Source organism: Brevibacterium siliguriense (assembly GCF_900105315.1).
GTDB lineage: Bacteria > Actinomycetota > Actinomycetes > Actinomycetales > Brevibacteriaceae > Brevibacterium > Brevibacterium siliguriense.
The window spans coordinates 925,182-949,322 of the sequence record NZ_LT629766.1; the positions used below are offsets into that span (position 1 = coordinate 925,182).

19 protein-coding genes are annotated in these 24,141 nt (G+C 64.9%); 12 read left to right on the plus strand and 7 right to left on the minus strand.

Going from position 1 to position 24,141, the window contains the following annotated elements:
* Window positions 1–196 precede the first annotated feature (196 nt).
* From pyrE to BLU88_RS04045, 4 genes are all read left to right on the plus strand, one after another.
* A complete protein-coding gene (pyrE, locus tag BLU88_RS04030) occupies window positions 197–763 on the plus strand; it encodes an orotate phosphoribosyltransferase (protein ID WP_092010224.1) in 567 nt (188 codons plus the stop codon).
* A gap of 179 nt (window positions 764–942) precedes the next feature.
* The gene (locus tag BLU88_RS04035; protein ID WP_092010226.1) at window positions 943–1,824 is read left to right on the plus strand and encodes an ABC transporter ATP-binding protein; all 882 of its coding nucleotides are present in this window, start codon (window positions 943–945) and stop codon (window positions 1,822–1,824) included.
* Window positions 1,824–3,458 (plus strand): ABC transporter permease, encoded by a 1,635-nt coding sequence (locus tag BLU88_RS04040; RefSeq protein ID WP_167356861.1) that lies wholly within the window; start codon window positions 1,824–1,826, stop codon window positions 3,456–3,458. The genes BLU88_RS04035 and BLU88_RS04040 overlap by 1 nt, the downstream gene beginning before the upstream one ends.
* Window positions 3,455–4,084 (plus strand): TrmH family RNA methyltransferase, encoded by a 630-nt coding sequence (locus BLU88_RS04045; protein ID WP_092010228.1) that lies wholly within the window; start codon window positions 3,455–3,457, stop codon window positions 4,082–4,084. The genes BLU88_RS04040 and BLU88_RS04045 overlap by 4 nt, the downstream gene beginning before the upstream one ends.
* 263 nt (window positions 4,085–4,347) lie before the next feature.
* Here the strand turns inward: BLU88_RS04045 and BLU88_RS04050 are convergent, their stop codons facing one another.
* From BLU88_RS04050 to BLU88_RS04070, 5 genes are all read right to left on the minus strand, one after another.
* On the minus strand, window positions 4,348–5,493 hold the full coding sequence (locus BLU88_RS04050; protein ID WP_092010231.1) for an acyl-CoA dehydrogenase family protein: 1,146 nt from the start codon (window positions 5,491–5,493) through the stop codon (window positions 4,348–4,350).
* Between the two features lie 38 nt (window positions 5,494–5,531).
* Entirely contained in the window at window positions 5,532–6,725 is a 1,194-nt protein-coding gene (locus BLU88_RS04055) for an acyl-CoA dehydrogenase family protein (RefSeq protein WP_092010233.1), read from the minus strand.
* A 230-nt stretch (window positions 6,726–6,955) separates the two neighbouring features.
* The gene (locus BLU88_RS04060; RefSeq protein ID WP_197678185.1) at window positions 6,956–8,692 is read right to left on the minus strand and encodes an ABC transporter permease; all 1,737 of its coding nucleotides are present in this window, start codon (window positions 8,690–8,692) and stop codon (window positions 6,956–6,958) included.
* A complete protein-coding gene (locus BLU88_RS04065) occupies window positions 8,689–9,627 on the minus strand; it encodes an ABC transporter ATP-binding protein (protein ID WP_092010235.1) in 939 nt (312 codons plus the stop codon). Before BLU88_RS04065 ends, BLU88_RS04060 begins: the two co-directional genes overlap by 4 nt.
* A complete protein-coding gene (locus BLU88_RS04070) occupies window positions 9,624–10,268 on the minus strand; it encodes a TetR/AcrR family transcriptional regulator (RefSeq protein ID WP_092010238.1) in 645 nt (214 codons plus the stop codon). Before BLU88_RS04070 ends, BLU88_RS04065 begins: the two co-directional genes overlap by 4 nt.
* A gap of 132 nt (window positions 10,269–10,400) precedes the next feature.
* On the opposite strand from BLU88_RS04070, the gene BLU88_RS04075 reads away from it, so the two are divergent.
* Both BLU88_RS04075 and BLU88_RS04080 read left to right on the plus strand, forming a co-directional pair.
* Window positions 10,401–10,742, plus strand: coding sequence for an ArsR/SmtB family transcription factor (locus tag BLU88_RS04075; protein ID WP_092010240.1), 342 nt, complete (start codon window positions 10,401–10,403; stop codon window positions 10,740–10,742).
* A 31-nt stretch (window positions 10,743–10,773) separates the two neighbouring features.
* Complete coding sequence (locus BLU88_RS04080; protein WP_092010242.1) at window positions 10,774–11,262, plus strand: SRPBCC family protein; 489 nt, start codon at window positions 10,774–10,776, stop codon at window positions 11,260–11,262.
* A gap of 120 nt (window positions 11,263–11,382) precedes the next feature.
* Here the strand turns inward: BLU88_RS04080 and BLU88_RS04085 are convergent, their stop codons facing one another.
* Entirely contained in the window at window positions 11,383–12,717 is a 1,335-nt protein-coding gene (locus BLU88_RS04085; protein WP_092010244.1) for an MFS transporter, read from the minus strand.
* A 234-nt stretch (window positions 12,718–12,951) separates the two neighbouring features.
* Between BLU88_RS04085 and BLU88_RS04090 the strand changes: the two genes are divergently transcribed.
* Both BLU88_RS04090 and fbaA read left to right on the plus strand, forming a co-directional pair.
* On the plus strand, window positions 12,952–14,865 hold the full coding sequence (locus BLU88_RS04090) for a BCCT family transporter (protein ID WP_092010246.1): 1,914 nt from the start codon (window positions 12,952–12,954) through the stop codon (window positions 14,863–14,865).
* A gap of 210 nt (window positions 14,866–15,075) precedes the next feature.
* Window positions 15,076–16,101 (plus strand): class II fructose-bisphosphate aldolase, encoded by a 1,026-nt coding sequence (gene fbaA / locus BLU88_RS04095; protein WP_092010248.1) that lies wholly within the window; start codon window positions 15,076–15,078, stop codon window positions 16,099–16,101.
* 226 nt (window positions 16,102–16,327) lie between these two features.
* Here fbaA and BLU88_RS04100 read toward each other — a convergent pair whose 3' ends face one another.
* On the minus strand, window positions 16,328–17,866 hold the full coding sequence (locus BLU88_RS04100) for an alanine/glycine:cation symporter family protein (RefSeq protein WP_092010250.1): 1,539 nt from the start codon (window positions 17,864–17,866) through the stop codon (window positions 16,328–16,330).
* A 476-nt stretch (window positions 17,867–18,342) separates the two neighbouring features.
* On the opposite strand from BLU88_RS04100, the gene BLU88_RS04110 reads away from it, so the two are divergent.
* The 4 genes from BLU88_RS04110 to BLU88_RS04125 all read left to right on the plus strand — a co-directional run bounded on the left by BLU88_RS04110 (window position 18,343) and on the right by BLU88_RS04125 (window position 24,105).
* Window positions 18,343–19,977, plus strand: a complete 1,635-nt coding sequence (locus tag BLU88_RS04110) for an ABC transporter substrate-binding protein (protein WP_092010254.1) — start codon at window positions 18,343–18,345, stop codon at window positions 19,975–19,977.
* Between the two features lie 152 nt (window positions 19,978–20,129).
* Window positions 20,130–21,221 (plus strand): ABC transporter permease, encoded by a 1,092-nt coding sequence (locus BLU88_RS04115; protein WP_092010256.1) that lies wholly within the window; start codon window positions 20,130–20,132, stop codon window positions 21,219–21,221.
* A complete protein-coding gene (locus tag BLU88_RS04120) occupies window positions 21,221–22,282 on the plus strand; it encodes an ABC transporter permease (RefSeq protein WP_231939576.1) in 1,062 nt (353 codons plus the stop codon). The genes BLU88_RS04115 and BLU88_RS04120 overlap by 1 nt, the downstream gene beginning before the upstream one ends.
* Window positions 22,279–24,105, plus strand: a complete 1,827-nt coding sequence (locus tag BLU88_RS04125; protein WP_092010258.1) for a dipeptide ABC transporter ATP-binding protein — start codon at window positions 22,279–22,281, stop codon at window positions 24,103–24,105. Before BLU88_RS04120 ends, BLU88_RS04125 begins: the two co-directional genes overlap by 4 nt.
* Window positions 24,106–24,141: the final 36 nt, after the last annotated feature.

Sequence of the window (24,141 nt, forward strand, 5' to 3'; positions counted from 1 at the left end):
GATTATTTATGACATCTGTACTGACGCAGGGCAACCGGAATCCTCACGCACCTCCTCGGCGGATCGCACACAGGAGTCAGCGGTCACGGACTCGGGGTGCCCGCTGTCCCTCGGCCGATGCCCCTGCTGTCCCTGAGGCGCGTCACTGAGACGGGGCTGAACGGGCGCGGTCCGCCTGCCCAGTAGACTGGAGTCCATGACCGACAGCGCTGACACTCGCCGACAACTGCTCGACCTCATCGACGAACTCGCCGTGGTGCGCGGCAGAGTGACCCTCTCCTCCGGCAAGGAGGCCGACTACTACCTCGATCTGCGTCGAGTCACCCTCGATCACCGCTCGGCACCGCTCGTCGGCGATGTCGTCCTCGACCTCCTCGAGACACATGATCTCCTCGACAAGGTCGACGCCGTCGGCGGTCTGACCATGGGCGCCGACCCCGTCGGCACCGCAGTGATGCACCGATCGGTGGTGCGCGGCACCCCGCTCGACTCCTTCGTCGTGCGCAAGGAGGCGAAGAAGCACGGAATGTCGCGTCGCGTCGAAGGCCCCGATGTCGCAGGCAAGCGCGTCGTCGCCGTCGAGGACACCTCGACCACGGGTGGTTCCGTGCTCACGGCCGTCGAAGCGCTCAAGGAAGCCGGCGCCGAGGTGGTCGCCGTGGCCGTGGTCATGGACCGCGACACCGGTGCCAAGGAACGGGTCGAAGCCACGGGGATCCCGTACCTGACCGCGCTGACGACCGCGGATCTCGGACTCGACTGAGCCTCGCCTCGGCGAGATGGGTCGGCACAGCAGCGCCTCCCGGAACCGGCTCACCGATCACGACCTGGGACTCGACTGGCAATTCTGTCGAAATCTAGGACGTGGTTTGAAACAAGTCTCTTATTTCAACACGATAGATGAGACACTCCCCAAGAACTGTTCGATGCAAAGGATGACGCGTGCTCACACTGAAAGAGGTTTCCCTGCGCAAAGGGAAGCGGACATATCTGGACGAGGTGAGTTTCACCGCCGAGGCGGGCCGGATCACCGCAATCGTGGGAACCCGCTCGGCGGGCCGCACCGAACTGGTGCGCATCATCATGGGCCTCATCGCCGCTGATGAGGGCACCATCGAACTCGAGGACTTCGAGCTCGACTTCGGTGACCGACAGAACTTCGGCTACCTGCCCGCCGAACGCGGCGGATACCCGAACATGCGCGTGCTCGACCAGATCGTCTATCTCGCCCGCCTGCACGGGATCACCCTGGGAGCCGCCGAACGGAATGCGCTGACCCTGCTGGGCCACCTCGAGCTCGCCGACCGCGGCTACGCTCCGCTGAAGAACCTCTCCGGAGCCGAGATAGCTCGCGTCGACATCGCAGCGACCCTGGCCGCCGACCCGGATGTCGTCGTCATCGATGATGCCTTCGCCGGCCTCGACTCGGCTTCGCTGCGTCTGGTCACGTCTCTGCTGCGGGCCCACGCCTCCTCGGGAGTGCCCGTCATCCTGGCCACAGACGACTGGGAGGCCGCACAGACCTTCGCCGATGACGTCGTCATTCTCAGCCAGGGCAAGGTGACCGCTTCGGGCGGCGTCGAGAAGCTGCTCGGTGACCCGCATTACCGAGTCGAGACGAGTGACGCCGAGGCGGCTGCCTCCGCGCTGAAGTCCCGGCGGGGAATCAGCGGCGTGAAGACCGCCGGACGCGATGGCTCCGCAGTGAGCTTCCGTGCCGGTGATGCGAAGACAGCCGCCGCTGCCGTCGCCGAGCTGAAGAATGTGAAGAACTTCGAAAGTGTCCGCCCGACACTGGCCGAGCAGTACAAGGAGGCTCTGTAATGGCGCGCAAAGACAACGGTGCGAACGATGAGTCCCCGGAACCGCTCGTGTCCAAGGGCACGGCCGGCGAAGACATCGATGACCTCGGTGTGCCCGTCGACGACGACGTGGTCGAAGACGAGACCACCGCTGGCGACGTGATCGATGATGAGACGGCCGCCTCGGCGAAGAAGGGGCCGGCCGGGAAGGCGTCCGATGCGAAGGACGCGGACGAGTCCGGTGCCACCGCCGGCCTCGACGACGTGCCCTTCGAGCTCGCCGAGGACACTCCGGACCCCGACGAGCTGCCGGAGACCGGTCTGGTCTCGGAATTCGTCGACGTCGGCAATCGCCAGGCCGCGTGGCTCGTGTCGAACCGTGAGTCCACCACGGCCATGCGCAGCCCGTACTTCCTGGTCACGGCCGCCGTGATCATCCTCGGCGTGCTGGCCGCCATCATCTCCGGAATCGTCGCCGACGTGCAGAAGGACTCGGGCACCCCGACCATGGCGATGGTCGGAGTCGGCGAGCAGGCACAGATGTACGAGCAGCAGCTGGGCGTGAAGATCACCGATGCCAAGGATGCCCCCGCAGCCGAGAAGCTCGTGCGCGAAGGCAAGGTCGACGCCGCATTCATCCAGGACCCGAGCGGTCAGGGGCAGCCGACGATCATTGCGCTGGACAAGCAGCCCGAAGCACTGCTCGAGAAGCTCGCGCCGAAGACCGAAGCGACGCTGCTCAAGACGCCCGCCGTCGACGGTGCCGTGGCCACCCCGCTGCTGTGGGGAATGGTCGCACTCTCGCTCCTCGTCGTCGCCACTCTGGGCACCGCCCTGTACCAGAACCTGCGGCTGGAGAAGCGCAACCGGATCACCGAGATCATCGCGGCCACGATTCCGCCGCGCGCCTCGGCCTCGGGCCGGATCACCGGCATGCTGACGCTGGTCATCGTCCACCTCGTGGCCGCCGCCGTCGTCACCGAGCTCGGGCTCTCGCTGTCGGGCAAGACCTCCCTGGCCTTCGCCATGCTCCCGGGCCTCGGCTGGTTCGCCCTGACCCTGCTGCTCACCGCCTGGTCGGTATTCGCGCTGCTGGTCTGGGCATCGACCGTGGTCGGGTCCAAGGCCCGCGCCACCTTCGTCACGATCATCGGCGTCATCACCGTGGCGGGCTTCTTCGCACCGGTGATCATCGGCCCCTCGGGCACCGTCGCGAAGGTGCTGTCGTGGACGCCATTCACCTCGCCGCTGGGCATCGCCGGTCGTTCCTTCGCCGGTCAGGCCGCATGGTGGGAGGGCCTCGTCGCCGCCGGCATCGCTCTGGTCCTCGCCGTCATCCTCCACGCCCTGGCATCGGGTGCCTATGTGCGCTCGGTACTGTCCGGAGGCGGACGCGGCGGCAGGACCGTGAAGATGAGCAAACGCGCGCAGAAGGTCGGCGCCGCCGCCTCGACGCCGGGATCCGGCGCGAAAGATTCGCCCGCTTCGGCCGCGGACGATTCGGACGATTCGGACGAGGACGCAGAGTCAGCGATCGACGCGAAGTCGACTGCCGCCTCGGCGAAGGAATCGGATGCGAAGAAGTCGGATGTGAAATCCGCAGCGAAAGACGAAGAGGACGCGAAGTCGGCGGATGATCCCCGCGACGGCAAGTGACCGAAGGCGCTGAACCGCAGGTGGGGGTCGGCCCATGGACCGGCCCTTGGCCTGTGGAAGAGCACTTCGATCCGGAGCTGCTGGCCGAGGGCGATCGACGCAACGTCGTCGACAAGTACCGGTATTGGAAGCATGATGCGATCGTGGCCGACCTCGATGTCTCGCGGCACGACTTCCATGTCGGAGTCGAGAACTGGCAGCACGACCTCAATATCGGTTCGGTCGTGCGCACTGCCAACGCCTTCAATGCCGCAGCCGTGCACATCGTCGGCAAACGCCGCTGGAACCGGCGCGGCGCGATGGTCACCGACAAGTATCAGCACGTCATCCACCATCCGAGCGTGGACGACCTGCTCAGCTGGTGCTCCGATAACGACGTGCCGCTGCTGGGCATCGACAACTTCCCGGACTCTGTACCGCTGGAGACCTACGACCTGCCCAAGCGCTGCCTGCTCCTCTTCGGGCAGGAAGGACCGGGGCTGAGCGAAGAAGCGCACCAAGCGAGCCGGGACGTGCTCTCGATCGCGCAGTACGGTTCGACCCGGTCGATGAATGCCGCGGCCGCCGCCGCGATCACCATGCACTCCTGGATCCGCCGCCACGTGTACGACCAACCCGTGAACTGAGTCCGCTGTCCGGATCGGTGGCGGTGCGGGGACGATCGTCTGATTGAACCAGGCCGCTCTGCACGCGACAGTCAGGCTGGATCGACCAGAGGATCCATGATGCCGGGCAACACAGAAGCGCCGAGGCGGCACGATCAACGTCGTGCCGCCTCGGCGCTTCTGTGCCGCTGGACCCGGCCGCTTCGGTGGGCCCCGGGTGAGCCCGGACTACTCGGCGCCGCACGCTCAGGGGGCGAACGTGCGGCGCTGAAGTGTCGACTGCCTCAGCTGAGGTCGGCGGCGTGGGGCTCGATGAGTCCGCCCAATTCGGCGAGTTCCGCGGTCAGCGAGTCCGAGTCGTCGAAGGTGCGGGTCATGACCGTCAGGCGCTTGGCGTAGTGGCCGATGGGGTATTCCATGGTCATGCCGATGCCGCCGTGCATCTGGATCGACTCCTGGCTGATGTTGCGAGCGGCTCGGTCGACGATGATCTTCGCGGCGATCACGTCGCGATGACGGTCCTTCTCGGCCCCGGGGACCTCGGAGGTCACGGCCAAACGCGAGTACAGGGCCATGCTGCGCGCGTACTCCAGCTCGGCGTAGAGGTCTGCGGCACGGTGCTGCAGGGCCTGATTCGCACCGATCGGAGCACCGAACTGCTCACGGGTCTTCAGGTACTCGGCGGTCATCGTCAGCGAGGCTTCGAGCGCACCGACGGCCTCCGCCATGATCGCGGCGTTGCCCAAGTCGAGGACTTCGGACAGGACGGCGTTGGCGTCGGCGGCGTCGAGACGCTGCGCGGCCGCACCGTCGAGCTTGAGATTCGCGCTGCCGAGGCCATCGGCCTGACGCTGAGCGACTCGGGTCAGACCCTCGGCATCGGCGGCGACGAGGTACAGTCCCAGTTCGCCGTTCTGCGTGGCAGTGACGACGAAGTGGTCGGCGACGTCTCCGCCGAGCACATTGTTCTTCTCGCCGGTGAGCGTGAAGCTGCCGTCGGCACCGGAGACCTGAGTCTGCGGAGCGTCGACGGCGTAACGCAGGCCCGGCTCGAGAGCCGCGAGAGCGAGAAAGGTCTGTCCCTCCGCCACACCGGGCAGGATGGCCTGCTTCTGCTCCTCGCTGCCGCCGAGCAGAACGGCGTTGGCGCCGAGGACTGCGGTTGCCAGGAACGGTTCGAGCACGAGCGAGCGACCGAACGCCTCGGCGACCACGGCCACCTCATTGAAAGTCATGTCCGCTCCGCCGTAGGACTCGGGAATCGCGAGACCGAGCAAGCCCATCTCGGCGAAGGCCTGCCACTTCTCGCGGGAGATGCCCTCTTCGCTGCGAAGGATCTCTTCGCGCTGGGCGATGTCGTACTCGGTGCGCAGGTACTTGTTCAGTGTGCTGGCGAGTTCTTGCTGAATGTCGTTGAGTTCAAGATCCATTGTTGTCCTTCTTGGGAGATCGTATGAGCGTCGGTATCTCAGAGACCGAGCAGCGCTTTCGAGATGATTCCGCGCTGCACCTCGGACGAACCGCCGTAGATGGTGACCTTGCGGGTGTTGAAATAGCCGGGCAGTGCGTCGATGGCACCATTGGGCAGGTCGGACAGGCCCTGGCCCTGCACGCGGTCGGAGACGAAATCGAGACCCTGCGGACCGAGCACGTCGACGAGGAGTTCGGAGATGTCCTCCTGCAGCTGGGAGCCCTTGAGTTTGAGCACCGACGAGCGCGGATCCGGCTTGTCGGATCCCGAGGCCTGGGTGGAGAGGATCCTCAGCTGGGTCATCTCGAGGGCGGTGAGTTCGGCTTCGATCTTCGTCAGGCGTGCGGAGAACAGCGGATCGTCGAGCAGGGTGCCGCGAGCGGTCTTCGTCACCGCGGCATAGGCCTTGGCACGGGCGAGGTTGACCTTCGAGCCGCCGATGCGGGCGATTCCGGTGCGCTCGTTGCCGAGGAGGAACTTCGCATAGGTCCAGCCCTTGTTCTCCTCGCCGACGAGGTTCTCAACGGGCACCTCGACATTGTCGAAGAAGACTTCGTTGACCTCGTGGCCGCCGTCGATGAGCTGGATCGGACGGACGGTGACGCCGGGCGTCTTCATGTCGATGAGCAGGAAGGAGATGCCGGCCTGCTTCTTCACATCCGGATCGGTGCGCACGAGGTTGAAGATCCAGTCCCCGTACTGACCCAGGGTCGTCCAGGTCTTCTGACCGTTGACGATGTACTTATCGCCCTGGCGCACTGCGGTCGTCTTGAGCGAGGCGAGGTCCGAACCGGCGTTGGGCTCGGAGAATCCCTGCGACCACCAGATGTCGATGTTCGCGGTGGCGGGCAGGAAGCGTTCCTTGATCTCCTGCGAGCCGAAGGTGGCGATGACGGGTCCGACCATGGAGACGTTGAACGGCAGCGGCTGCGGAACGCAGGCCAGCTGCATCTCTTCGAGCCAGATGTGACGCTGCACGGGAGTCCAGTCCTGGCCGCCCCATTCGACCGGCCAGTTCGGCACGGCGTAGCCGTGCTGGTTGAGGATGCGCTGCGAGGTGACCATGTCTTCCTTGCTCAGCTCCTGGCCGGTGGCGACCTTGAAGCGGAGTTCCTCAGGGATCTCCGTGCGGTAGAACTGACGCATCTGCTGCGCGAACTCGCGCTCTTCTGCATTCAGTAGGGTGTCCATGCGAACTCCTTATAGATCGTTCAGTAACTTTCCTCCTATGGTACGGTCCGGTGTTCGGGCCCACAAGTGGGCGGCTGGAACGGAAGCGCCGGCGAGTTCGATCAACATCGGAGGGTCTGAAGCCGGAAAGACGGCACCGATCGGTGCGGCGCTGTCGCGTCTCCACCCGAGGATCGGCACGGTCAGGCTGTCTCGCCTGACCATGCGGTCTGGCCATCCTCGCCCTTCCCTCACGCCGTGACGAGGTCCCGCCTCCGGAATCCGACCATCCCCGCCCCGACGAGAACCGCAGTGATCCCGACGAACCACGCGACCGCCTCGGCGGAGAGATCCTGGGCCGGGTATTGGCCGATATGGGTGAACAGGGACAGATCGAGGACAACGTCGTCGAGCTGCATCAGCCCGCCGAAGAGGGCGAGCACCGCCGAGGCGCCGAAGACGATCCAGCTCAGGCTCATCAGCCGCGGGACGAAGCCGTAGAGCAGGTAGGCGAACCCGAGCAGCGCCCAGATCGACGGCGTCTGAGCGAGGTGGCCGACCAGGGTCGGCCACAGCAGAGACCAGTCGTCCATCGACATGGCGGCTCCCACACCTTCACCGAGGCCGGCCATGGCCATCAGCCAACCGGCTCCAAGCAGTGTCACGGCTGCCCAGGAGCCCAGCCACCCGCCGCGCGAGACCGCTGTCGCGAGCACCGGCTCGGTGTGGAATGACGCTTCTTCGGACCGCACCCCACCCGCGGCGATGACTGCATAGGCGGCAACGATGATGGCGAAGTACAGAGCCATATAGCCGAGATAGCCGTCGACGATTCCGGACCGACCGCCCATGATCGACAGGATCTCCGGCGGCATCCCCGCCGCTCCTTCGTCCATGGGCCCGGTGAACGATCCGAACACCACGCCCATGACCAACATGCTCATCGACCACCAGATCAGGTTCGAGGCCTGCAGGCGCAGGGCCAGACCCAGCGGCGTCGACAGCAGCGGTCCCGCCTGCGACCGGCCCAGCCGTTCGGCGACGATCCCGGCACCCAGATCACGACGAGACTGCAGCATCGCGGCCGCGACGACGAGGGCCATGAAAAGACCGACCGAATACAGCAGCGGCCACCAGCGGTCGAGGGTGAACGGCGCCGTCTGCTGCGCCCACCCCAAGGGCGAGAGCCACGACAGCCAATCGAGCGAACCACCGGAGACGTGCGACATATCGCCGATCCCGCGGAGGACGAAGCTGAGTGCGAGCACCGCTCCGGCCATCGACGAGGCGGCCCTGGCGAACGCGCTCAGCTGCACCGTGACCGCGGTGACCGCAGCGAAGACACAGCCCACCGCCCCGATTCCGACCGTGAACAGCACCGTCGCCGACCACGAGTCCGGTTCGGCCTGAGATAACCCGAACGCCGCCGCCATGCCCGCGCTGAGCAGAAGATTCATGAACACCGTGAGCACCAGGGCGGCAACGAGCTGAGTATGCCGACCTGTGACCCCGGCACGGACGAGTTCGGCCCGCCCAGTCTGCTCCTCGGTGCGAGTGTGACGGGAGACAGTGAGGATCGACATCAGGGCCGCCCCGATCATGAGGAACACCCCGTACATGCCGACGATGAAACGTGGGATCGTCACCTGGTCGAGTCCGTAGCCCGGCCCCGTGATGAGCGCCATCACCGGATTCTTCGCGAACGCAGTCATCGCCTGCAGTGAATCCGAGTCCATGACCACGGCGATCGCATTCGCGAAGTACGCGGTGAGCGCGGAGAGCGCAAGCACCCAGATCGGCAGCCACAGCCGGTCCCGCCGGAGCATGAACCTCAGCAGATGGCCCAGCCCCGCCAGGGTTCCGCCGCCGAGGCGGCCGTGCCGTTCCCGTTCATGTGCACCGCGATGGTGCCCGGGCTGCGGTGAGACGGGGGCGCCGCCGTGAACGAGGCGATCCCCGCCGTCCGTGTGTGCGGCCAGCAGATTCATGACTCCTCCTTGCCGTAGTGACGCAGCAGCAGCTGTTCGAGCGTCGGCGGGGTCGCGGTGAGCGATTCGACATCGTGTTCGCCGAGCGCCCGCATGATCCGGGGCAGCTGCGCCGTATCGGCGCTGAAGTGCAGCCGTGATCCTTCGCGCACGAGGTCGTGGACACCGGTCATCTCTGCCAGGGCGGGCACATCGTGTTCGAGTCCGACGGTGATCGTCGTCCGCGACAGGTGTCGCAGCTCCGACAGAGTTCCCGTCTCGACGATGCGACCGGAGCGGATGATCGACACCCGATCGGCCAGAGCCTCGACCTGGGCGAGGATGTGGCTGGAGAGCAGCACCGTGCGACCGGCCTCCTTCGCCTCGCAGATGCAGTCCTGGAACACCGCTTCCATGAGCGGGTCGAGCCCCGCCGTCGGCTCGTCGAGGAGCAGCAGTTCGACGTCCGAGGCCAGTGCGGAGATGAGGGCAACCTTCTGCCGGTTGCCCTTCGAATAGGTCCGGCCCTTCTTCCGAGGGTCGAGGTCGAAGCGCTCGATGAGCTCGTCGCGGCGGCTTCTGTCGACCCCTCCGCGCAGCCGGGCGAACAGGTCGATCGCCTCCCCGCCGGTCAGCCCCGGCCACAGTTCCACATCGCCGGGAACATAGGCCAGTCGCCGGTGCAGGGCAACCGCCTCCGACCAGGGATCCTCGCCGAGGAGGCGCACCGTACCGGAGTTGTGCCGCAGGATTCCGAGCAGGATTCGGATCGTCGTCGACTTGCCGGCGCCGTTGGGGCCGAGGAAGCCGTGGACCTCGCCGCGGGCGACCTCGAGGTCGAGGCCGTCGAGTGCGTGGACGCGTCCATAGGTTTTCACGACCTCTCGTATCGAGATCGCCGCCGAGGCGGAGGCTCCGCCGTCGTCGGTGCGGCGGGCGCTGGTCAATGTGCTCATGGTTCCTCATCTCCTAGTTGAGAGTCTTCGGGGACGGACTCGAGGGCACCGTGCAGGTAGAGGTCGAGCAGATGCGGGGCGAGTCGGGTCATCATGCCGGTGGTGTCTTCGGTGCCGAGAACCGAATGCAGGCGGTGTTCGAGGATGGAGGGGGCCAGAGCCATGACCGCGATGGTCGCCGCCTGCCCGCGAGGGTCCTCGCTCTGTCGGAAGGTGTATCCGGCGAAGCCGTCGGTGATATAGGTCTCGACGAGGTCGACGTAGTGGTCGAAGTACCGCTGACCGTGCTCACTCGGGTCGAGCAGGGACTTGACCAGGTAGTCGACAGCGGTGGACATCTCAGGATCGTCGAACATCATCTGCACGGCCATGGCGGCGTAGCCGGCGTTCTTCGCCTTCGACTCGGCGATCCGTTCGAACACGTGCTCGTCGCAGGCGCTGCGCAGTCCGTCCTTCGACCCGAAATGGTGGATGACCAATCCGGGGGAGACCTCGGCTGCAGCGGCGATGCCGCGGACCGTCGTCTTCGTGAACCCGTGGTGGGCGAACTCGGCGACGGCGGCAGAGAGGATCTTCTCCGCCGTCTCGGGCGAGGAGTTCGGAGAGCGGCGGGAGTCGGAATCCGGATCACTTGAACGCATGTTTAATATTAAACACGCGTTCAATCACAGGTGTCAATGGCTCGGATGCAGAAAGTTCTGACGCCTTTGTTCCGGGCGAAGAAGTTCCCTCGCCTCTATTTACATACAACCAATCGGTTGTATGATATTCGCATGAAAGGACTTCTCGATGACGAGGCGGATGCGCTCTTCCAGGCATTGGCCGACCGCACCCGGCGCGATATCGTGCGCCGAGTCGCAGGGGAGGGACTTTCCGTGTCCGATCTGGCCGCCGGCTACGACATGAGCTTCGCCGCAGTGCAGAAGCACGTCGCGGTCCTCGAACGTGCAGGACTGGTGACGAAGCGCCGAGTCGGCAAGCGGCAGATCGCTCACGCAGAGGTGGGTTCGCTTCGCACCATCAGGAGCATGCTCGCCGAGCTCGAAGACCAGTGGGTCGAACGAGTGCAGAGAATCGACGACCTTCTGGCCGGGGACCAACAGGCCGGGTCGTGAGGCAAACCACCACAGCGCTTAAGGAGCAGCCATGCCTGTCACCGACACAATGCAAAACGAAGAGACACTGACGCTGACGATCGTCGCCGAATTCGCGGCGCCGGTCGAGCGGGTGTGGGAGGTCTACGCCGACCCCCGCCAGCTCGAGCAGATCTGGGGTCCTCCGACGTACCCTGCCACGGTCGTCGACCATGCGCTCGAACCCGGCGGCAGAGTCACGTACTTCATGACGAGTCCGGAGTGGGAGAAGTTCTGCGGACTGTGGGAGCTGACCTCAGTCGATCGTCCGAAGCGACTGGAGTTCCGCGACTACTTCGCCGATGAGGACTTCACCGTCGTCGATTCGATGCCCGGAAGCAGCTGCATCTACAGCTTCGAAGCGATCGAGACCGGCACCCGTGCCACCTACGAATCGGTCTTCGACTCGGTCGAAGGACTGCGCACCGTGCTGGAGATGGGTGTCATCGAAGGCTCGACCGGCGCGATCAACCAGATCGACGACCTGCTGGCCCGCGGCTGAGCCGCGAACCGACCAGACCGGACTCGCAAAGGACGATTCTGCGGGAGACTATTGTTGATTCGCGCCGCTGAAATCAACATTCTTCTCCCGCAGAATGGCGCACGGCCGCCGGGGTCAGATTCAGCCCTGCAGCCGGGCCTGCATGGAGCGCGCCGGGGCGTCGGGTCGGACGGGGATGATGAGAGCCAGGCCGATGGCCAGAACGATGAGGATGCCCAGCGTCCCCGCCCGCTGGAAGCCGAAGATCGTGATCGCCAGCGCGAACATGGCCGGACCGAGGAAGCTCACGGCCCGTCCCGTCGTGGCGTAGAGCCCGAAGTTCTCCCCGGCCGATTCCGGCGGGGTGATCCGTGCCAGGAACGACCGGCTCGATGCCTGAACCGGACCGACGCAGAAGCTCAGGATCAGGGCGCAGACCCAGAACACGGCCGCCTCGGCGCTGAAGAGGATCGGCAGCCCGCCTAAGATGATGACGATGAGGCCGGCGATGATGACGGGCTTCGGCCCGAGCCGATCATCGAACCATCCGGCGATCATCGCCCCGGCGCCCGCAGCGACGTTCGCGGCCACACCGAGGATGATGATCTCCGAGGCGGAGAAGCCGTAGCTGCCGGCCGCGAGGACGCCCGCGAAGGAGAAGATCGCGGCGAGACCGTCCCGGAAGACCGCCGAGGCGATGAAGAACCGCAGCGTCTGATGCTCGGTCGACCACATCCGGATCAGGCGTCGGACGAGGCCCGCATAGTCGGAGAGGAACGCCCGGATCGGATGCCCTCCCGAGGTGCCCTTGGCCTTCGCTCCCGGTGCCGAGAACAGGACGGGGAGCGCGAAGATCGCGAACCACACGGCGGACAGCACCGCGACGATGCGGAACCGCAGCCCCTCCTCGTCGCTGGCGCCGAGGAAGCCGACCTCGGGTTGGATGACGAGGACGAGGAGGATGACGAGGAGGACCAGCCCACCGACGTAGCCCATGCCCCAGCCGAATCCGGAGACCTTGCCGACGTTGCCGGGGTCGGTGATGCGGACCATGATGCCGTTGTAGGACACCTCGGCGAATTCGAAGAAGACGCTGCCCACGGCCAGGAGAAGCAGGCCCAGCCACAGGTAGTCGGGGGAGTCGCGGACGAAGAAGAGTCCGAACATCGTGAGCACGACGATCCCGGTGTGCACGCCCAGCCACAGGCGATGGCGTCCCCCGGCGTCGGCTCGCGTGCCGGCCGCCGGAGCGATGACGGCGATGACGAAACCGGCTGCGGCCATCGACCAGCCCAGAGCCGAGGAGCCGGCCTCCTCGGTCGCGGCGACGGACTTCGTCAGATATGGAGCGAAGACGAAGGTGATGATCACAGCGTTGAAGGACGCCGAACCCCAGTCCCACAGCGCCCAATTGAAGATGCGCAGGCGATTGCCCGAACCGGTGCTCGAACCGGGTGAAGTCAGCGTCGAGGCCATGAGGCCACTGTACTGAATGCCGGGTCCGAAACGTGGGGTGAGCCGTGGGGCAATTCCCCGGTGTGGTCCGCTCTTCTCGCAAGTTGACTTTACTGTTGCTGTGCAGAGCGGATTCTCGGCGTGACCAGGGATATCGCCTCTGTCGCGAGGGTGCTGGCTGAAAGTTGCCTTGAAGGACACTGGGGAATGGGGCAGAGTGAAGCGGTAATCCAATCATCCGATAAGGAGGGCGAAATGAGTGATCCCGACACGAGTTCCCAGTCGGGAAACGGGTTGGGGCCGGGGCCGGAAGAGGAGCTGCTCTTCGGTGAACCCGACCCCGTCGAACTGCATCTGCCTGAAAAGCTCCACATCGGCGAATCCGATTCCGACGACGCGATCACGCAGAAGCTGCGCCGGCAAGGAGTGCACATCGGCAAGGGCATGATCGCTCCGCGCGTCTTCTGGCCGGCGCTGATCATCATCGTCGGAATCGTCGTGTTCTCCGTGTCCCTGCCCGAGGGCACAGGCCAGGTCATCTCGAGCATCCAGAACTGGATCGTCACGGACCTCGGCTGGTACTACATGCTCGTCGTCGGACTCTTCGTCGCCTTCGCCATCGTCGTCGGCTTCTCGAAGTACGGCAAGATCAAGCTCGGCAAGGACGATGACGAACCCGAATTCGGCGTGATGTCCTGGTTTGCGATGCTCTTCGCCGCCGGCATGGGTATCGGCCTCGTCTTCTACGGTGTGGCCGAACCTCTCACCTACGCCACCACCGGGCCGAAGCCCGGCTGGGCCGGCGGGGAGGTCGAGAACGCGCAGATGGGCATGGCCCAGACCTTCGTCCACTGGGGACTGCACCCCTGGGCCCTCTACGCGGTGCTCGGCATGGCGCTGGCCTATGCCATCCACCGTCGCGGTCGCCCTCTGTCGATCCGGTGGGCACTCGAGCCTCTGCTCGGCAATAAGGTCAAGGGCTGGGCCGGAGACGTCATCGACATCATCGCGATCTTCGGCACCGTCTTCGGCATCGCCACCTCGCTGGGCCTCGGCGTCCAGCAGATCTCGGCCGGACTCAAACACATCGGGGTAGTCGGCGACTACGACAATACCTTCCTCATCATCCTCATCGTCATCATCACCTTCCTCGCCACCGCCTCGGTGGTCTCCGGTGTGGGCGCAGGCATCAAGTGGCTGTCGAACATCAACCTCACGATGGCCGGCGTCCTGCTTGTCACGGTCCTGGTGCTTGGCCCCACTCTGTTCCTGTTCCAGAACTTCGTCGAATCACTCGGAGTCTGGCTGGCGAACGTGCTGAATATGACCTTCGACATCGGTGCCTACTCCGGCAAGGAGGGGGCCGAATGGAACTCGAGTTGGACCCTCTTCTATTGGGGCTGGTGGATCTCCTGGGCACCTTTCGTCGGTGTCTTCATCGCACGCATCTCGCGCGGGCGCACGGTCCGCGAGTTCATCGCCGGTGTCCTGCTGGTGCCGTCGATCGTCGGCTTCTTCTGGTTCTCCGTCCTCGGCGGTACCGGCATCTACCGTCAGATCTTCGGCTCCGGTGACCTTGTCGATCCAGATGAGGGAGTCGTCGCCGAGCGTGTCCTCTTCGACGTCCTCGGCGACCTGCCATTGGGCTCGATCCTCTCGGTCATCGCGATCATCCTGGTGGCGATCTTCTTCATCACTTCCTCGGACTCCGGCTCGCTCGTCGTCGACATGCTCGCCTCGGGCGGTCACCCGAACCCGCCGATCTGGTCACGCGTGCTCTGGGCGCTGATGGAAGGTGCGATCGCCATCGCGCTGCTCGTGGCCGGCGGTCTGACCGCGCTGCAGGCGGGATCGCTGGTCACAGCGTTGCCGTTCTCGATCGTGCTGCTGCTCATCTGTGTGTCCACACTCAAGGCCTTCGGCATGGAGGCCAAGCGGACCGCCGCGATCGAACGTGCCGCACGCTACCGTGCGGTCGGTGAGCACCTGGCCGACGATTTCGACGAATACCTGGGCGAGAAGGTCGACGAACGCATCGACTACCGTCTCAGGAGTTCGCAGGGTCTGCTCGGCAAGCAGCGGTCGAAGTCGGCCGGTCGCGAGAGCAAGCGCGGCGGCCGCGACGTGCCGACCCGGGAGGCGGAGACGCCTCCGGGCACCGAGACCTGACCTGCATATCGGGCAGGGCCCTCACCGAGGCGGCCTGCCTCCGACGAAACCGCTCGACCGACCGGGTCGAGCGGTTTCGTCGTTCACGGGCAATGCCGGGGAAGGCATCCTCGGCGAGGGGAGGACGCCGTTGGGACCTCCTGCCATGGGCGGGACGGAACGAGTAGGCTGGTGGCAGCAGAAACGGCCGACCCCGACCAAGGAGCATGTATGCCCATCGCCAGCCCCGAAGTGTATGCCGAGATGATCGACCGCGCGAAGTCCCAGGGCTTCGCCTATCCTGCGATCAACTGCACCTCCTCGCAGACGATCAACGCCGCCATCCGCGGCTTCGCCGAAGCCGGTTCCGACGGCATCGTGCAGATCTCCACGGGAGGCGCCGAATACATGTCCGGCCCGACGGTCAAGGACCGTGTCCGCGGCGCGATCGCGTTCTCCGTCTTCGCCGCCGAGGTAGCCAAGAGCTACGACGTCAACATCGCACTGCACACCGACCACGCCCCGAAGGACGCCGTCGAAGCCTGGGTCAAGCCCCTGCTGGCCGCGTCGACCGAGCGCGTGAAGAACGGCGGTGAGCCCTACTTCCAGTCGCACATGTGGGACGGTTCGGCCGTTCCCCTCGACGAGAACCTCACCCTCGCCGAGGAGCTGCTCGAGCTCTCAGGGGCCGCGCACTCGATTCTCGAGATCGAGGTCGGCGTCGTCGGCGGCGAAGAGGACGGCGTCGAGAACGAGATCAACGACAAGCTCTACACCACGGTCGAGGACGGGCTGGCCACCGCGCGGGCGCTGGGCACCGGTGAGAAGGGCCGTTACCTCACGGCTCTGACCTTCGGCAACGTCCACGGCGTGTACAAGCCCGGCAATGTGAAGCTGCGTCCCGAACTCCTCGGTGAGATCCAGGACAAGGTCGGCGCCGAGGTTGGCAAGGACGCGCCCTTCGACCTCGTCTTCCACGGCGGCTCGGGCTCGAGCGCAGAAGAGATCGCCGAGGCGGTCCGCCACGGAGTCGTGAAGATGAACATCGACACCGACACCCAGTATGCCTTCACTCGTCCCGTCGTCGAGCACATGTTCCGCAACTACGACGGAGTGCTCAAGATCGACGGCGAAGTGGGCAACAAGAAGCTCTACGATCCGCGCGCCTACGGCAAGGCCGCGGAGAAGGGCATGGCCGAGCGCATCGTCGAGGCGTGTGAGAACCTCGGCTCGGCAGGCACCAGCCTGAACAAGTGAGCTGAGAGGGCGAGGGGCAGGCGGCGCAGCCCAAACATGGGTCATTATCGGACATTTCTGAGCGGTAGAAATGTCCGATAGTGTGACCTGCGTTTGCCGACCGAAGTCCGATTTTGACCTAATCTCTCGGCGGGTGAATGGCACGAGGCCCGGGACGCCATTGTCCCGGGCCTCGTAGTCTGTCCCTCCGATCGGCAGACGAGGTGTCAGCCGATCGGGTGGGGAATCAGCCTTCCGGCACCGCTTCGCCTGCCTTGAGGCGGGCGACACGCTGATCCCAGAAGTCGGCGTTGCGCACTCCGATCTTCTCGGGCTCGAACACCGGATCCAGACCGTGCTTGGTCTGGCGTTCGAAGTCGCGCAGGAGCTTGAACGCCGGCTGCTGCAGGATGAGGATGCCGATGATGTTAAGCCAGGCCATGAGGCCGACGCCGATGTCGCCGAGCGCCCAGGCGCTGCCTGCCGTCGACATCGCACCCACGGCGACGGCGACGAGGATGAGCAGCTGCAGCACACGTTTGCCGACTGCAAGCACCAGGGTGTTCTTGGCCTTGCCCAGCAGGTACACGAGATTCGTCTCGGCCATGTAGTAGTAGGCGACGATCGTGGTCAGTGCGAAGAGGAAGATCGAGATCGCGATGAAGCTGGCGCCGAAGCCGTGGATCATCGAGTCGAGTCCGGCCTGCGGCCACTTCTCGCCCGGAGTCGAGGCGATCTCTTCGACCATCTGTCCGCGGCCGGAGCCGATGATCGTGGTGCCGTCGGCGTCGAAGACCTTGTACATGCCGGTCGAGAGGATCATGAACGCGGTTGCCGAGCACACGAACAGGGTGTCCATGTAGACCGATCCGGCCTGCACGAGTCCCTGCTTCGAGGGGTGCGATACCTCGGCGGCCGATGCCGCGTGCGGTCCGGTGCCCTGCCCTGCCTCGTTCGAGTAGATGCCGCGCTGGACGCCCCACTGCACGGCCATGCCGATGATTCCGCCGAAGGCCGCTTCCGGTCCGGCGTCGATGCCGAAGGCTGAGGCGAACATCAGCTGGAAGACCGGAACGATCTGGTCGGCGTTGATGATGGTCACGGCGATGGCTGCGACGATGTAGATGACGGCCATGAACGGCACTGCCAGTGAAGCGAAGTGCGCGATGCGCTTGATGCCGCCGACGACGATGAAGCCCATGATGATGACGAGCGCGATTGCAGTGCCCCAGGTCGGAACGCTCCAAGCGTTCTCGACGGCGCCGGAGATCGCGTTGGACTGGATGCCTGGCAGCATGAAGGACATGGCGATGACGGTCACGGCCGCGAAGACCATGCCGTAGACCTTGAACAGACCGCGGGCCTTGGTGTGGCGGTACGCCTTCTCGATGTAGAAGGCCGGGCCGCCGCGGTACTCACCGGTGCGCGGATCCTGTTCCTTGAAGATCTGTCCCAGTGTGGATTCGACGTAGGACGTCGAGGCGCCGAGGAGGGCCGAGATCCACATCCAGACGACGGCACCGGGGCCGCCGAAGCCGATGGCGGTGGCGACACCGGCGATATTGCCGACGCCGACGCGACCTGCCAGAGAGATCGCCAGAGCCTGGAAGGACGAGACTCCCTCATTGGAGCTCTTTCCGGTGAACATCTGCTTGAAGATGGCAGGAATCTGACGGATCTGAACCGCGCGCGAGCGGATCGTGAAATAGACACCTGCGCCGAGGCACAGGTAGACGAGGGCAGATGACCACACAACCCCGTTGAGCCAGTCGATGAAAGCGGACACGCTTCTCCATTCGTTCTTCCGGGCCGGGATCGCCGACACGGTGTTGCTTATCAAGCGTCTGTGCCAGAGCACCGGCCGGCGGGGGACCGGCCAGTTTCACGAGAGGTTCCCTAGCGTTCTCTGTGATGCACCTCATAAGTCAAACCGATTGTCATCGGTGACGCAAATCGCATTCGCTGAGGCGGCTTCCGCCTGCGCTGTCAGCGTCGCAGGTGTGGAAATCGACGGGACAGTGGTCGGTTCCCGTCAGCTGTGGTCGTGATGTGGGGTGATGCTGACGGAGGAGCTCGGCCGTTCCGGCAAGGGAGGTTTCGCTGTGTCGGGCAGGGCCGCCTCGGCGAATTGTTGCGAAGTCGTTGCGAGATGGGTCACTTCATGTGTGCCAGTTCACTATTTGGGACGGGAACCGTAAGATGTGGTGCGGATCTCTTCGAGCAAAGAAGACACGAAGAGCACTTGTGAAAGACAGGAACACCATGAAACGACGAACTGGCGCAAAGGCCGTGGCCATCGCCGCAGCAGGCGCTCTGCTCCTCTCCGCCTGCTCGACCTCGACGACCGGAGGCGACGGCGGGGACGACAAGGGCGGAATGCTCACGGTTGGGACCACGGACAAAGTTGTGGCGCTGGATCCGGCCGCCGCCTACGACAACGGAAGCTCTCTCGTCGAGCAGCAGATCTACCCGTACATCCTCGCCTACAAGCCGGGCACGGCCGAGCTCAACCCCTCGATCGCGGAATCCGCCGACTTCACCGAGCCGACGAAGTACGAGGTCAAGCTCAAGAACGGGCTCAAGTACGCCAACGGCAACGAGCTGACCTCCTCGGACGTGAAGTTCTCCTTCGATCGGCAGCTGAAGATCCAGGACCCCAACGGGCCGTCCTCGCTGCTGGGCGGACTGAAGTCTGTGGAGACTCCGGATGAGAAGACCGTCGTCTTCAACCTCAAACGCAAGAACGACCAGACCTGGCCGGGAGTGCTCGCCAGCGCGGCAGGACCGATCGTCGATGAAGACGTGTTCTCGCCCGACAAGGTCACGAAGGACCAGGACATCGTCGACGGCAAGGCCTTCGCCGGTCCGTACACGATCGACGGCTTCAAGTTCAATGAGCTGATCACCTACAAGGCGAACCCGGACTACAAGGGCTTCATCGAGCCTGCGAAGACCGAGACCGTGCAGATGAAGTACTACTCGGACGCGAACAACATGAAGCTCGACGTCCAGGAGAACACCATCGACGTCGCATGGCGTTCGCTCTCGGCCACCGACGTCGAGGACCTCGGCAAGAACGAGAACCTCAAGGTCCACAAGGGTCCAGGCGGCGAAATCCGCTACATCGTGTTCAACTACGACACGATGCCCTTCGGCGCGAAGACCGATGAGGCCGATGAGAAGAAGGCACTCGCCGTGCGCAAGGCCATGGCCGATTCCGTCGACCGTCAGGCCATCGCCAGCCAGGTCTACAAGGACACCTTCACACCGCTGTACTCGCACGTGCCTGACGGACTCCCCGGCTCCGACGAACCGCTGAAATCCGAATACGGCGACGGCAAGGGCGGCGCCGATGTCGCGAAGGCGAAGAAGACGCTCAAGGATGCCGGAGTCAAGACCCCAGTCGAGCTCAAGCTGCAGTACAATCCTGACCACTACGGACCTTCCTCGGGCGATGAGTACGCGCTCGTGAAGGACCAGCTGGACAAAACCGGTCTGTTCAAGGTCAAGCTGCAGTCGACCGAGTGGGTGCAGTACTCGAAGGACCGCACCGACGACGTCTACCCGATGTACCAGCTGGGCTGGTTCCCGGACTACTCGGATGCCGATAACTACCTCGTGCCGTTCTTCTACGACACGGATGAGACTCCGTCATTCCTCGCCAACCACTACCGTGACGAGAAGATGAACAAGGAGCTCAATGCTCAGTCCTCGATCGCCGATAAGGGCAAGCGCGAAGAGGCTCTGAAGAAGATCCAGGGTGAGCTGGCCGACGAACTGCCGACCCTGCCGCTGCTGCAGGGAAACCAGATCGCCGTGTCCGGCAAGGACGTCAAGGGCGTCGACGACACCCTCGACCCCGCTTTCCAGTTCCGTCTGGCACTGCTGAGCAAGTGATCACCCACACGAGGTGCAGGTGAGCCGATCAGGCCGCCTGCACCTCGTGGCGCGTTCGCGGTGAGGTCCGTACATCTGCAGTGACCCTCGCCGAGGCGACCCCTGACTGTCCTCTGCCGTGAGCGCATCGAAACACATCTCATAAGGAACACATGTCTGCTGCCATCAGCGAACCAGGGGCTGAGGCCGCCGAGACTTCGGTCGCGGTCAAGAAGCCCTCGGGAGGCGGACTGGGACGCTACGTCCTCATCCGATTCCTCCTCATCATTCCCACCATCTTCATTCTCACCACTCTGGTGTTCTTCCTCATGCGCATCACCGGTGACCCGATCACCGCTGCGCTGGGCGGGCGCCTGACGAAGGCCCAGCTGGCCGAGCGCGTCCACGCCGCCGGCTACGACCGGCCCATCCTCGTCCAGTACTTCGAATACCTGGGCGACCTGCTCAAGGGCGACTTCGGCACGGCGGTCTCCGACGGCCAACCGGTCTCGTCGATCCTGCTCAACTACGGTGCGGCCACCGTGGAGCTCGTGTTCTACGCGCTCATCGTCGCGTTCATCCTCGGCATCCCGCTGGGCATGCTCGCCGCCTACCACCGCGACAAGGCTCCGGACGCGGCACTGCGTGTGCTCGCGATCCTCGGCTATGCGACTCCGGTGTTCTTCGCCGGCATGATCCTCAAACTCATCTTCGGCGTCTTCCTGCCTGTCCTGCCGGTGGCCGGACGCGGCACCACGGAGACCGAGTACATCATGTCCGGCGTCGTCGGTCCGACGAGGTTCTACCTCATCGACGCCCTGCGCATCGGCAACTTCTCCGTCCTCGGCGATGTGCTCGCCCACGCAGTGCTGCCGGCGATCGCGCTCGGCGTCCTCACTGCCGGAGTGTTCCTCCGACTCGTGCGCACGAACCTCATCGGCACGCTCGAACAGCAGTACATCGACTCCGGTCGATCCCGCGGAATCTCCGAATACCGCCTGGTCACCAAGCATGCGTACCGTCCTGCGCTGATCCCGATCATCACCGTCATGGGCATGCAGATCGCGCTCATGCTCGCCGGCGCCGTGCTCACGGAGACGACGTTCGAATGGAAGGGGCTCGGCTTCAAGCTCGCCGAGTACCTGACCGCCCGTGACTTCGTGGCCGTCCAGGGAATCGTCGTGTTCCTCGCCGTCATCGTCGCGGTGACGAACTTCCTCGTCGACGTCATCGCCGCGTTCATCGACCCGAGAGTGAGGTACTGATGTCCACTCCAGACAACCCGCAGAACCAAGGCCCGGACGAGACGCCTCAGACCTTCGCCGAGGAGACTCCCGGCTCCGGTGTTCTCGCCGTGGCGTTCGATGACCGAGCCAAGAAATCCTGGTTCTCCCGCCTGCCGATCGTCTCCCACCTGCGCCAGTCCGTGGGCCTGCAGCGCGGAATGCTCATCACCGGTTTGGTGCTGTGCGGAATCGTCATCATCTGTGCGATCTTCGCTCCGCTCATCGCCCCCTACGGCTTCAACCAGCTGGGCACCTCCGAAGGCAATTTCGGGTCTAAGCTTCCGCCCGGCGGCACTCACATCTGGGGCACGACCGTCGGCGGCTACGATGTCTTCTCCCGCGTCGTCTGGGGCGCCCAGACCGCGGTGGCCGTCATCGTCGTGGCCGTGGTCATGTCGATCTTCGCCGGGGTCATCCTCGGACTCATCTCCGGCTACATCGGCGGGTGGCTCGACCGCATCCTCGTCGTCATCGCCGATGCCGTATACGCCTTCCCGACTCTGCTGCTGGCGCTGGTCATGTCGATCGCGATCTCCGGCGGTCAGTCGAGCGCGTGGGGCGGAATCGCGGCGGCCGCGTTCTCGATCACGGTCGTGTTCATCCCGCAGTACTTCCGCGTCGTCCGTGCCGAGACTCTGCGTCTGAAGGCCGAACCGTTCGTCGAATCGGCGATCGTCCTCGGGGCCTCGAAGACTCGGATCATCTCCAAGCACATCTTCCGCAACGCCACGCGGACCCTGCCGCTGATCTTCACACTCAACTCCTCCGAGGCGATTCTGACCTTGGCCGGACTCGGGTTCCTGGGATTCGGCATCGAACCCACCTCGGCGTCGGAATGGGGATACGACCTCAACAAGGCGCTGCCGGACGTCACTTCCGGCGTGTGGTGGACGGCGGTGTACCCGGGCCTGGCCATCGTGCTCACGGTGCTGGGAATCACCCTGGTCGGAGAGTCGATGAATGACCTCAACGACCCGCGTCTGCGCGTGCGGCGCAAAGCCAAGGTCAAGAACACCAAGCCCGCGGAGGTCACGGCATGAGCAAGCAGAAATACGAGCAGACCGCTTCCGCGACCGGCAGCATCCTCGACGTCGACGGACTCGACGTCACCTTCTCCACCGACGGTGGGGACGTCCACGCCGTCAAGGACGTGTCGCTGAGCGTCTCACCAGGTGAGGTGCTGGCGATCGTGGGTGAGTCGGGGTCCGGCAAGACCGTGACCGCCCGGTCCATCCTCGGGCTGCTGCCCGAGACGGCGCAGCGCTCCGGCGCCATCGTCATCTCCGGACAGAATGTTCTCAGCGTCTCCGCCGACAAGCTGCGGGCCATGCGCGGCCGGGATGTGGCGATGGTCTTCCAGGAGCCGTCGACGGCTCTCAACCCCGTCTACACGGTCGGGTGGCAGATCGCCGAAGGTCTGCGCGCCCACGATCGGAAGGCCAGCAAAGCCGACCTCAAGGCGCGCGTCGTCAAGGCCATGCGGCAGGTCGGAATCCCCGATGCCGAAAGCCGTTTTGACTACTACCCGCACCAGTTCTCGGGCGGGCAGAAGCAGCGCATCGTCATCGCCATGGCTCTGGCATTGGGGGCGAAGCTCATCGTCGCCGACGAACCGACCACCGCCCTCGACGTCACCGTGCAGGCAGAGATCCTCGACCTTCTGCGCGAGCTGAGGGACGAGACCGGCACGGCCATCGTGCTCATCACCCACAACATGGGCGTCGTCGCCGACCTCGCCGATCGCGTGGCCGTGATGCTGCGCGGCGACCTCGTCGAAGTCTCGTCCGTCGAGCAGCTCTTCAACGATCCGCAGGAGCAGTACACGCGCGAACTCCTTGCCGCGGTGCCGCGGATCGGGTCGACCGTGGCCGGCAGTCGCAAGGCTGCCGCTGCCGAAGCGGAACCCCGGGCCGGTGCGACCGCGGGGGATCCGTCGTCGACGGGTTCCGAGTCGGTCGGCACCGGCTCACCGCGCACCGACTCAGCGGGGGAGACCTCGGAGGAGACTGCCTCGGCGAAGGAGAGGGACGCACGCGAATCGATCGTGACCGCGCGCGACCTCGACATCGTCTATCCGGGCGGAATCGGCAAGTCGGACTTCCACGCGGTGAAGAGGGTCAGCTTCGACATCAAGGCCGGAGAGGTCTACGGACTAGTCGGTGAGTCGGGGTCGGGCAAGACCACGATTGGGCGCGCGATCGCGGGGCTGACCAGGGCCAGCGGCGGCAGCCTCTCGGTGCTCGGGCACGAGATGGTCGGGTTCAAGGAGCGCGAGTTCTCGAAGATCCGGCGTCGGATCGGGTTCGTGTTCCAGGATCCTGCGGCCTCATTCAATCCGCACCTGACGATCGGGGAGTGCATCGCCGAACCGTTCGCGATCCACCGGCGGGAGATGGCCCAGTCGGAGAGGTCGCAGCGAGTGCTCGAGCTCCTCGATTCCGTGCAGCTGCCGAAGGCATATGCGGCCCGCTATCCGCACGAGCTCTCAGGCGGTCAACGACAGAGGGCGTCGCTGGCGCGCGGACTGGCACTCGACCCGGAGCTGCTCATCGCCGATGAGCCGACCTCGGCGCTCGACGTGTCCGTGCAGGCGAAGGTGCTCGAACTCTTCGTCGAGCTGCAGAACCGCTTCGACTTCGCGGCCCTGTTCATCAGCCATGACCTTGCCGTGGTCGATATGCTCTCCGACCGCATCGGGGTGCTCTTCCACGGCGAACTGCTCGAAGAGGGCACGGGTGGGCAGGTACTCGGATCACCGGACAACGACTACACGAAGCGCCTCATCGCCTCGCTGCCGGTCCCGGACCCGAAGGAGCAGGCCGAACGCCGCGAACTGGCAAGAACCTACCGCCCCACCCCCTAATTACTACCTGACGGCGGCCCAGCAACCTCGATCCTT

Coding starts and splice junctions, on each gene's coding strand:
- BLU88_RS04090 (WP_092010246.1), top strand. CDS start 12,952: ATGAGTGATCCCGACACGAGTTCCCAGTCGGGAAACGGGTTGGGGCCG.
- BLU88_RS04050 (WP_092010231.1), bottom strand. CDS start 5,493: ATGGATCTTGAACTCAACGACATTCAGCAAGAACTCGCCAGCACACTG.
- BLU88_RS04080 (WP_092010242.1), top strand. CDS start 10,774: ATGCCTGTCACCGACACAATGCAAAACGAAGAGACACTGACGCTGACG.
- pyrE (WP_092010224.1), top strand. CDS start 197: ATGACCGACAGCGCTGACACTCGCCGACAACTGCTCGACCTCATCGAC.
- fbaA (WP_092010248.1), top strand. CDS start 15,076: ATGCCCATCGCCAGCCCCGAAGTGTATGCCGAGATGATCGACCGCGCG.
- BLU88_RS04060 (WP_197678185.1), bottom strand. CDS start 8,692: ATGAATCTGCTGGCCGCACACACGGACGGCGGGGATCGCCTCGTTCAC.
- BLU88_RS04055 (WP_092010233.1), bottom strand. CDS start 6,725: ATGGACACCCTACTGAATGCAGAAGAGCGCGAGTTCGCGCAGCAGATG.
- BLU88_RS04075 (WP_092010240.1), top strand. CDS start 10,401: ATGAAAGGACTTCTCGATGACGAGGCGGATGCGCTCTTCCAGGCATTG.
- BLU88_RS04115 (WP_092010256.1), top strand. CDS start 20,130: ATGTCTGCTGCCATCAGCGAACCAGGGGCTGAGGCCGCCGAGACTTCG.
- BLU88_RS04040 (WP_167356861.1), top strand. CDS start 1,824: ATGGCGCGCAAAGACAACGGTGCGAACGATGAGTCCCCGGAACCGCTC.
- BLU88_RS04120 (WP_231939576.1), top strand. CDS start 21,221: ATGTCCACTCCAGACAACCCGCAGAACCAAGGCCCGGACGAGACGCCT.
- BLU88_RS04085 (WP_092010244.1), bottom strand. CDS start 12,717: ATGGCCTCGACGCTGACTTCACCCGGTTCGAGCACCGGTTCGGGCAAT.
- BLU88_RS04110 (WP_092010254.1), top strand. CDS start 18,343: ATGAAACGACGAACTGGCGCAAAGGCCGTGGCCATCGCCGCAGCAGGC.
- BLU88_RS04065 (WP_092010235.1), bottom strand. CDS start 9,627: ATGAGCACATTGACCAGCGCCCGCCGCACCGACGACGGCGGAGCCTCC.
- BLU88_RS04125 (WP_092010258.1), top strand. CDS start 22,279: ATGAGCAAGCAGAAATACGAGCAGACCGCTTCCGCGACCGGCAGCATC.
- BLU88_RS04070 (WP_092010238.1), bottom strand. CDS start 10,268: ATGCGTTCAAGTGATCCGGATTCCGACTCCCGCCGCTCTCCGAACTCC.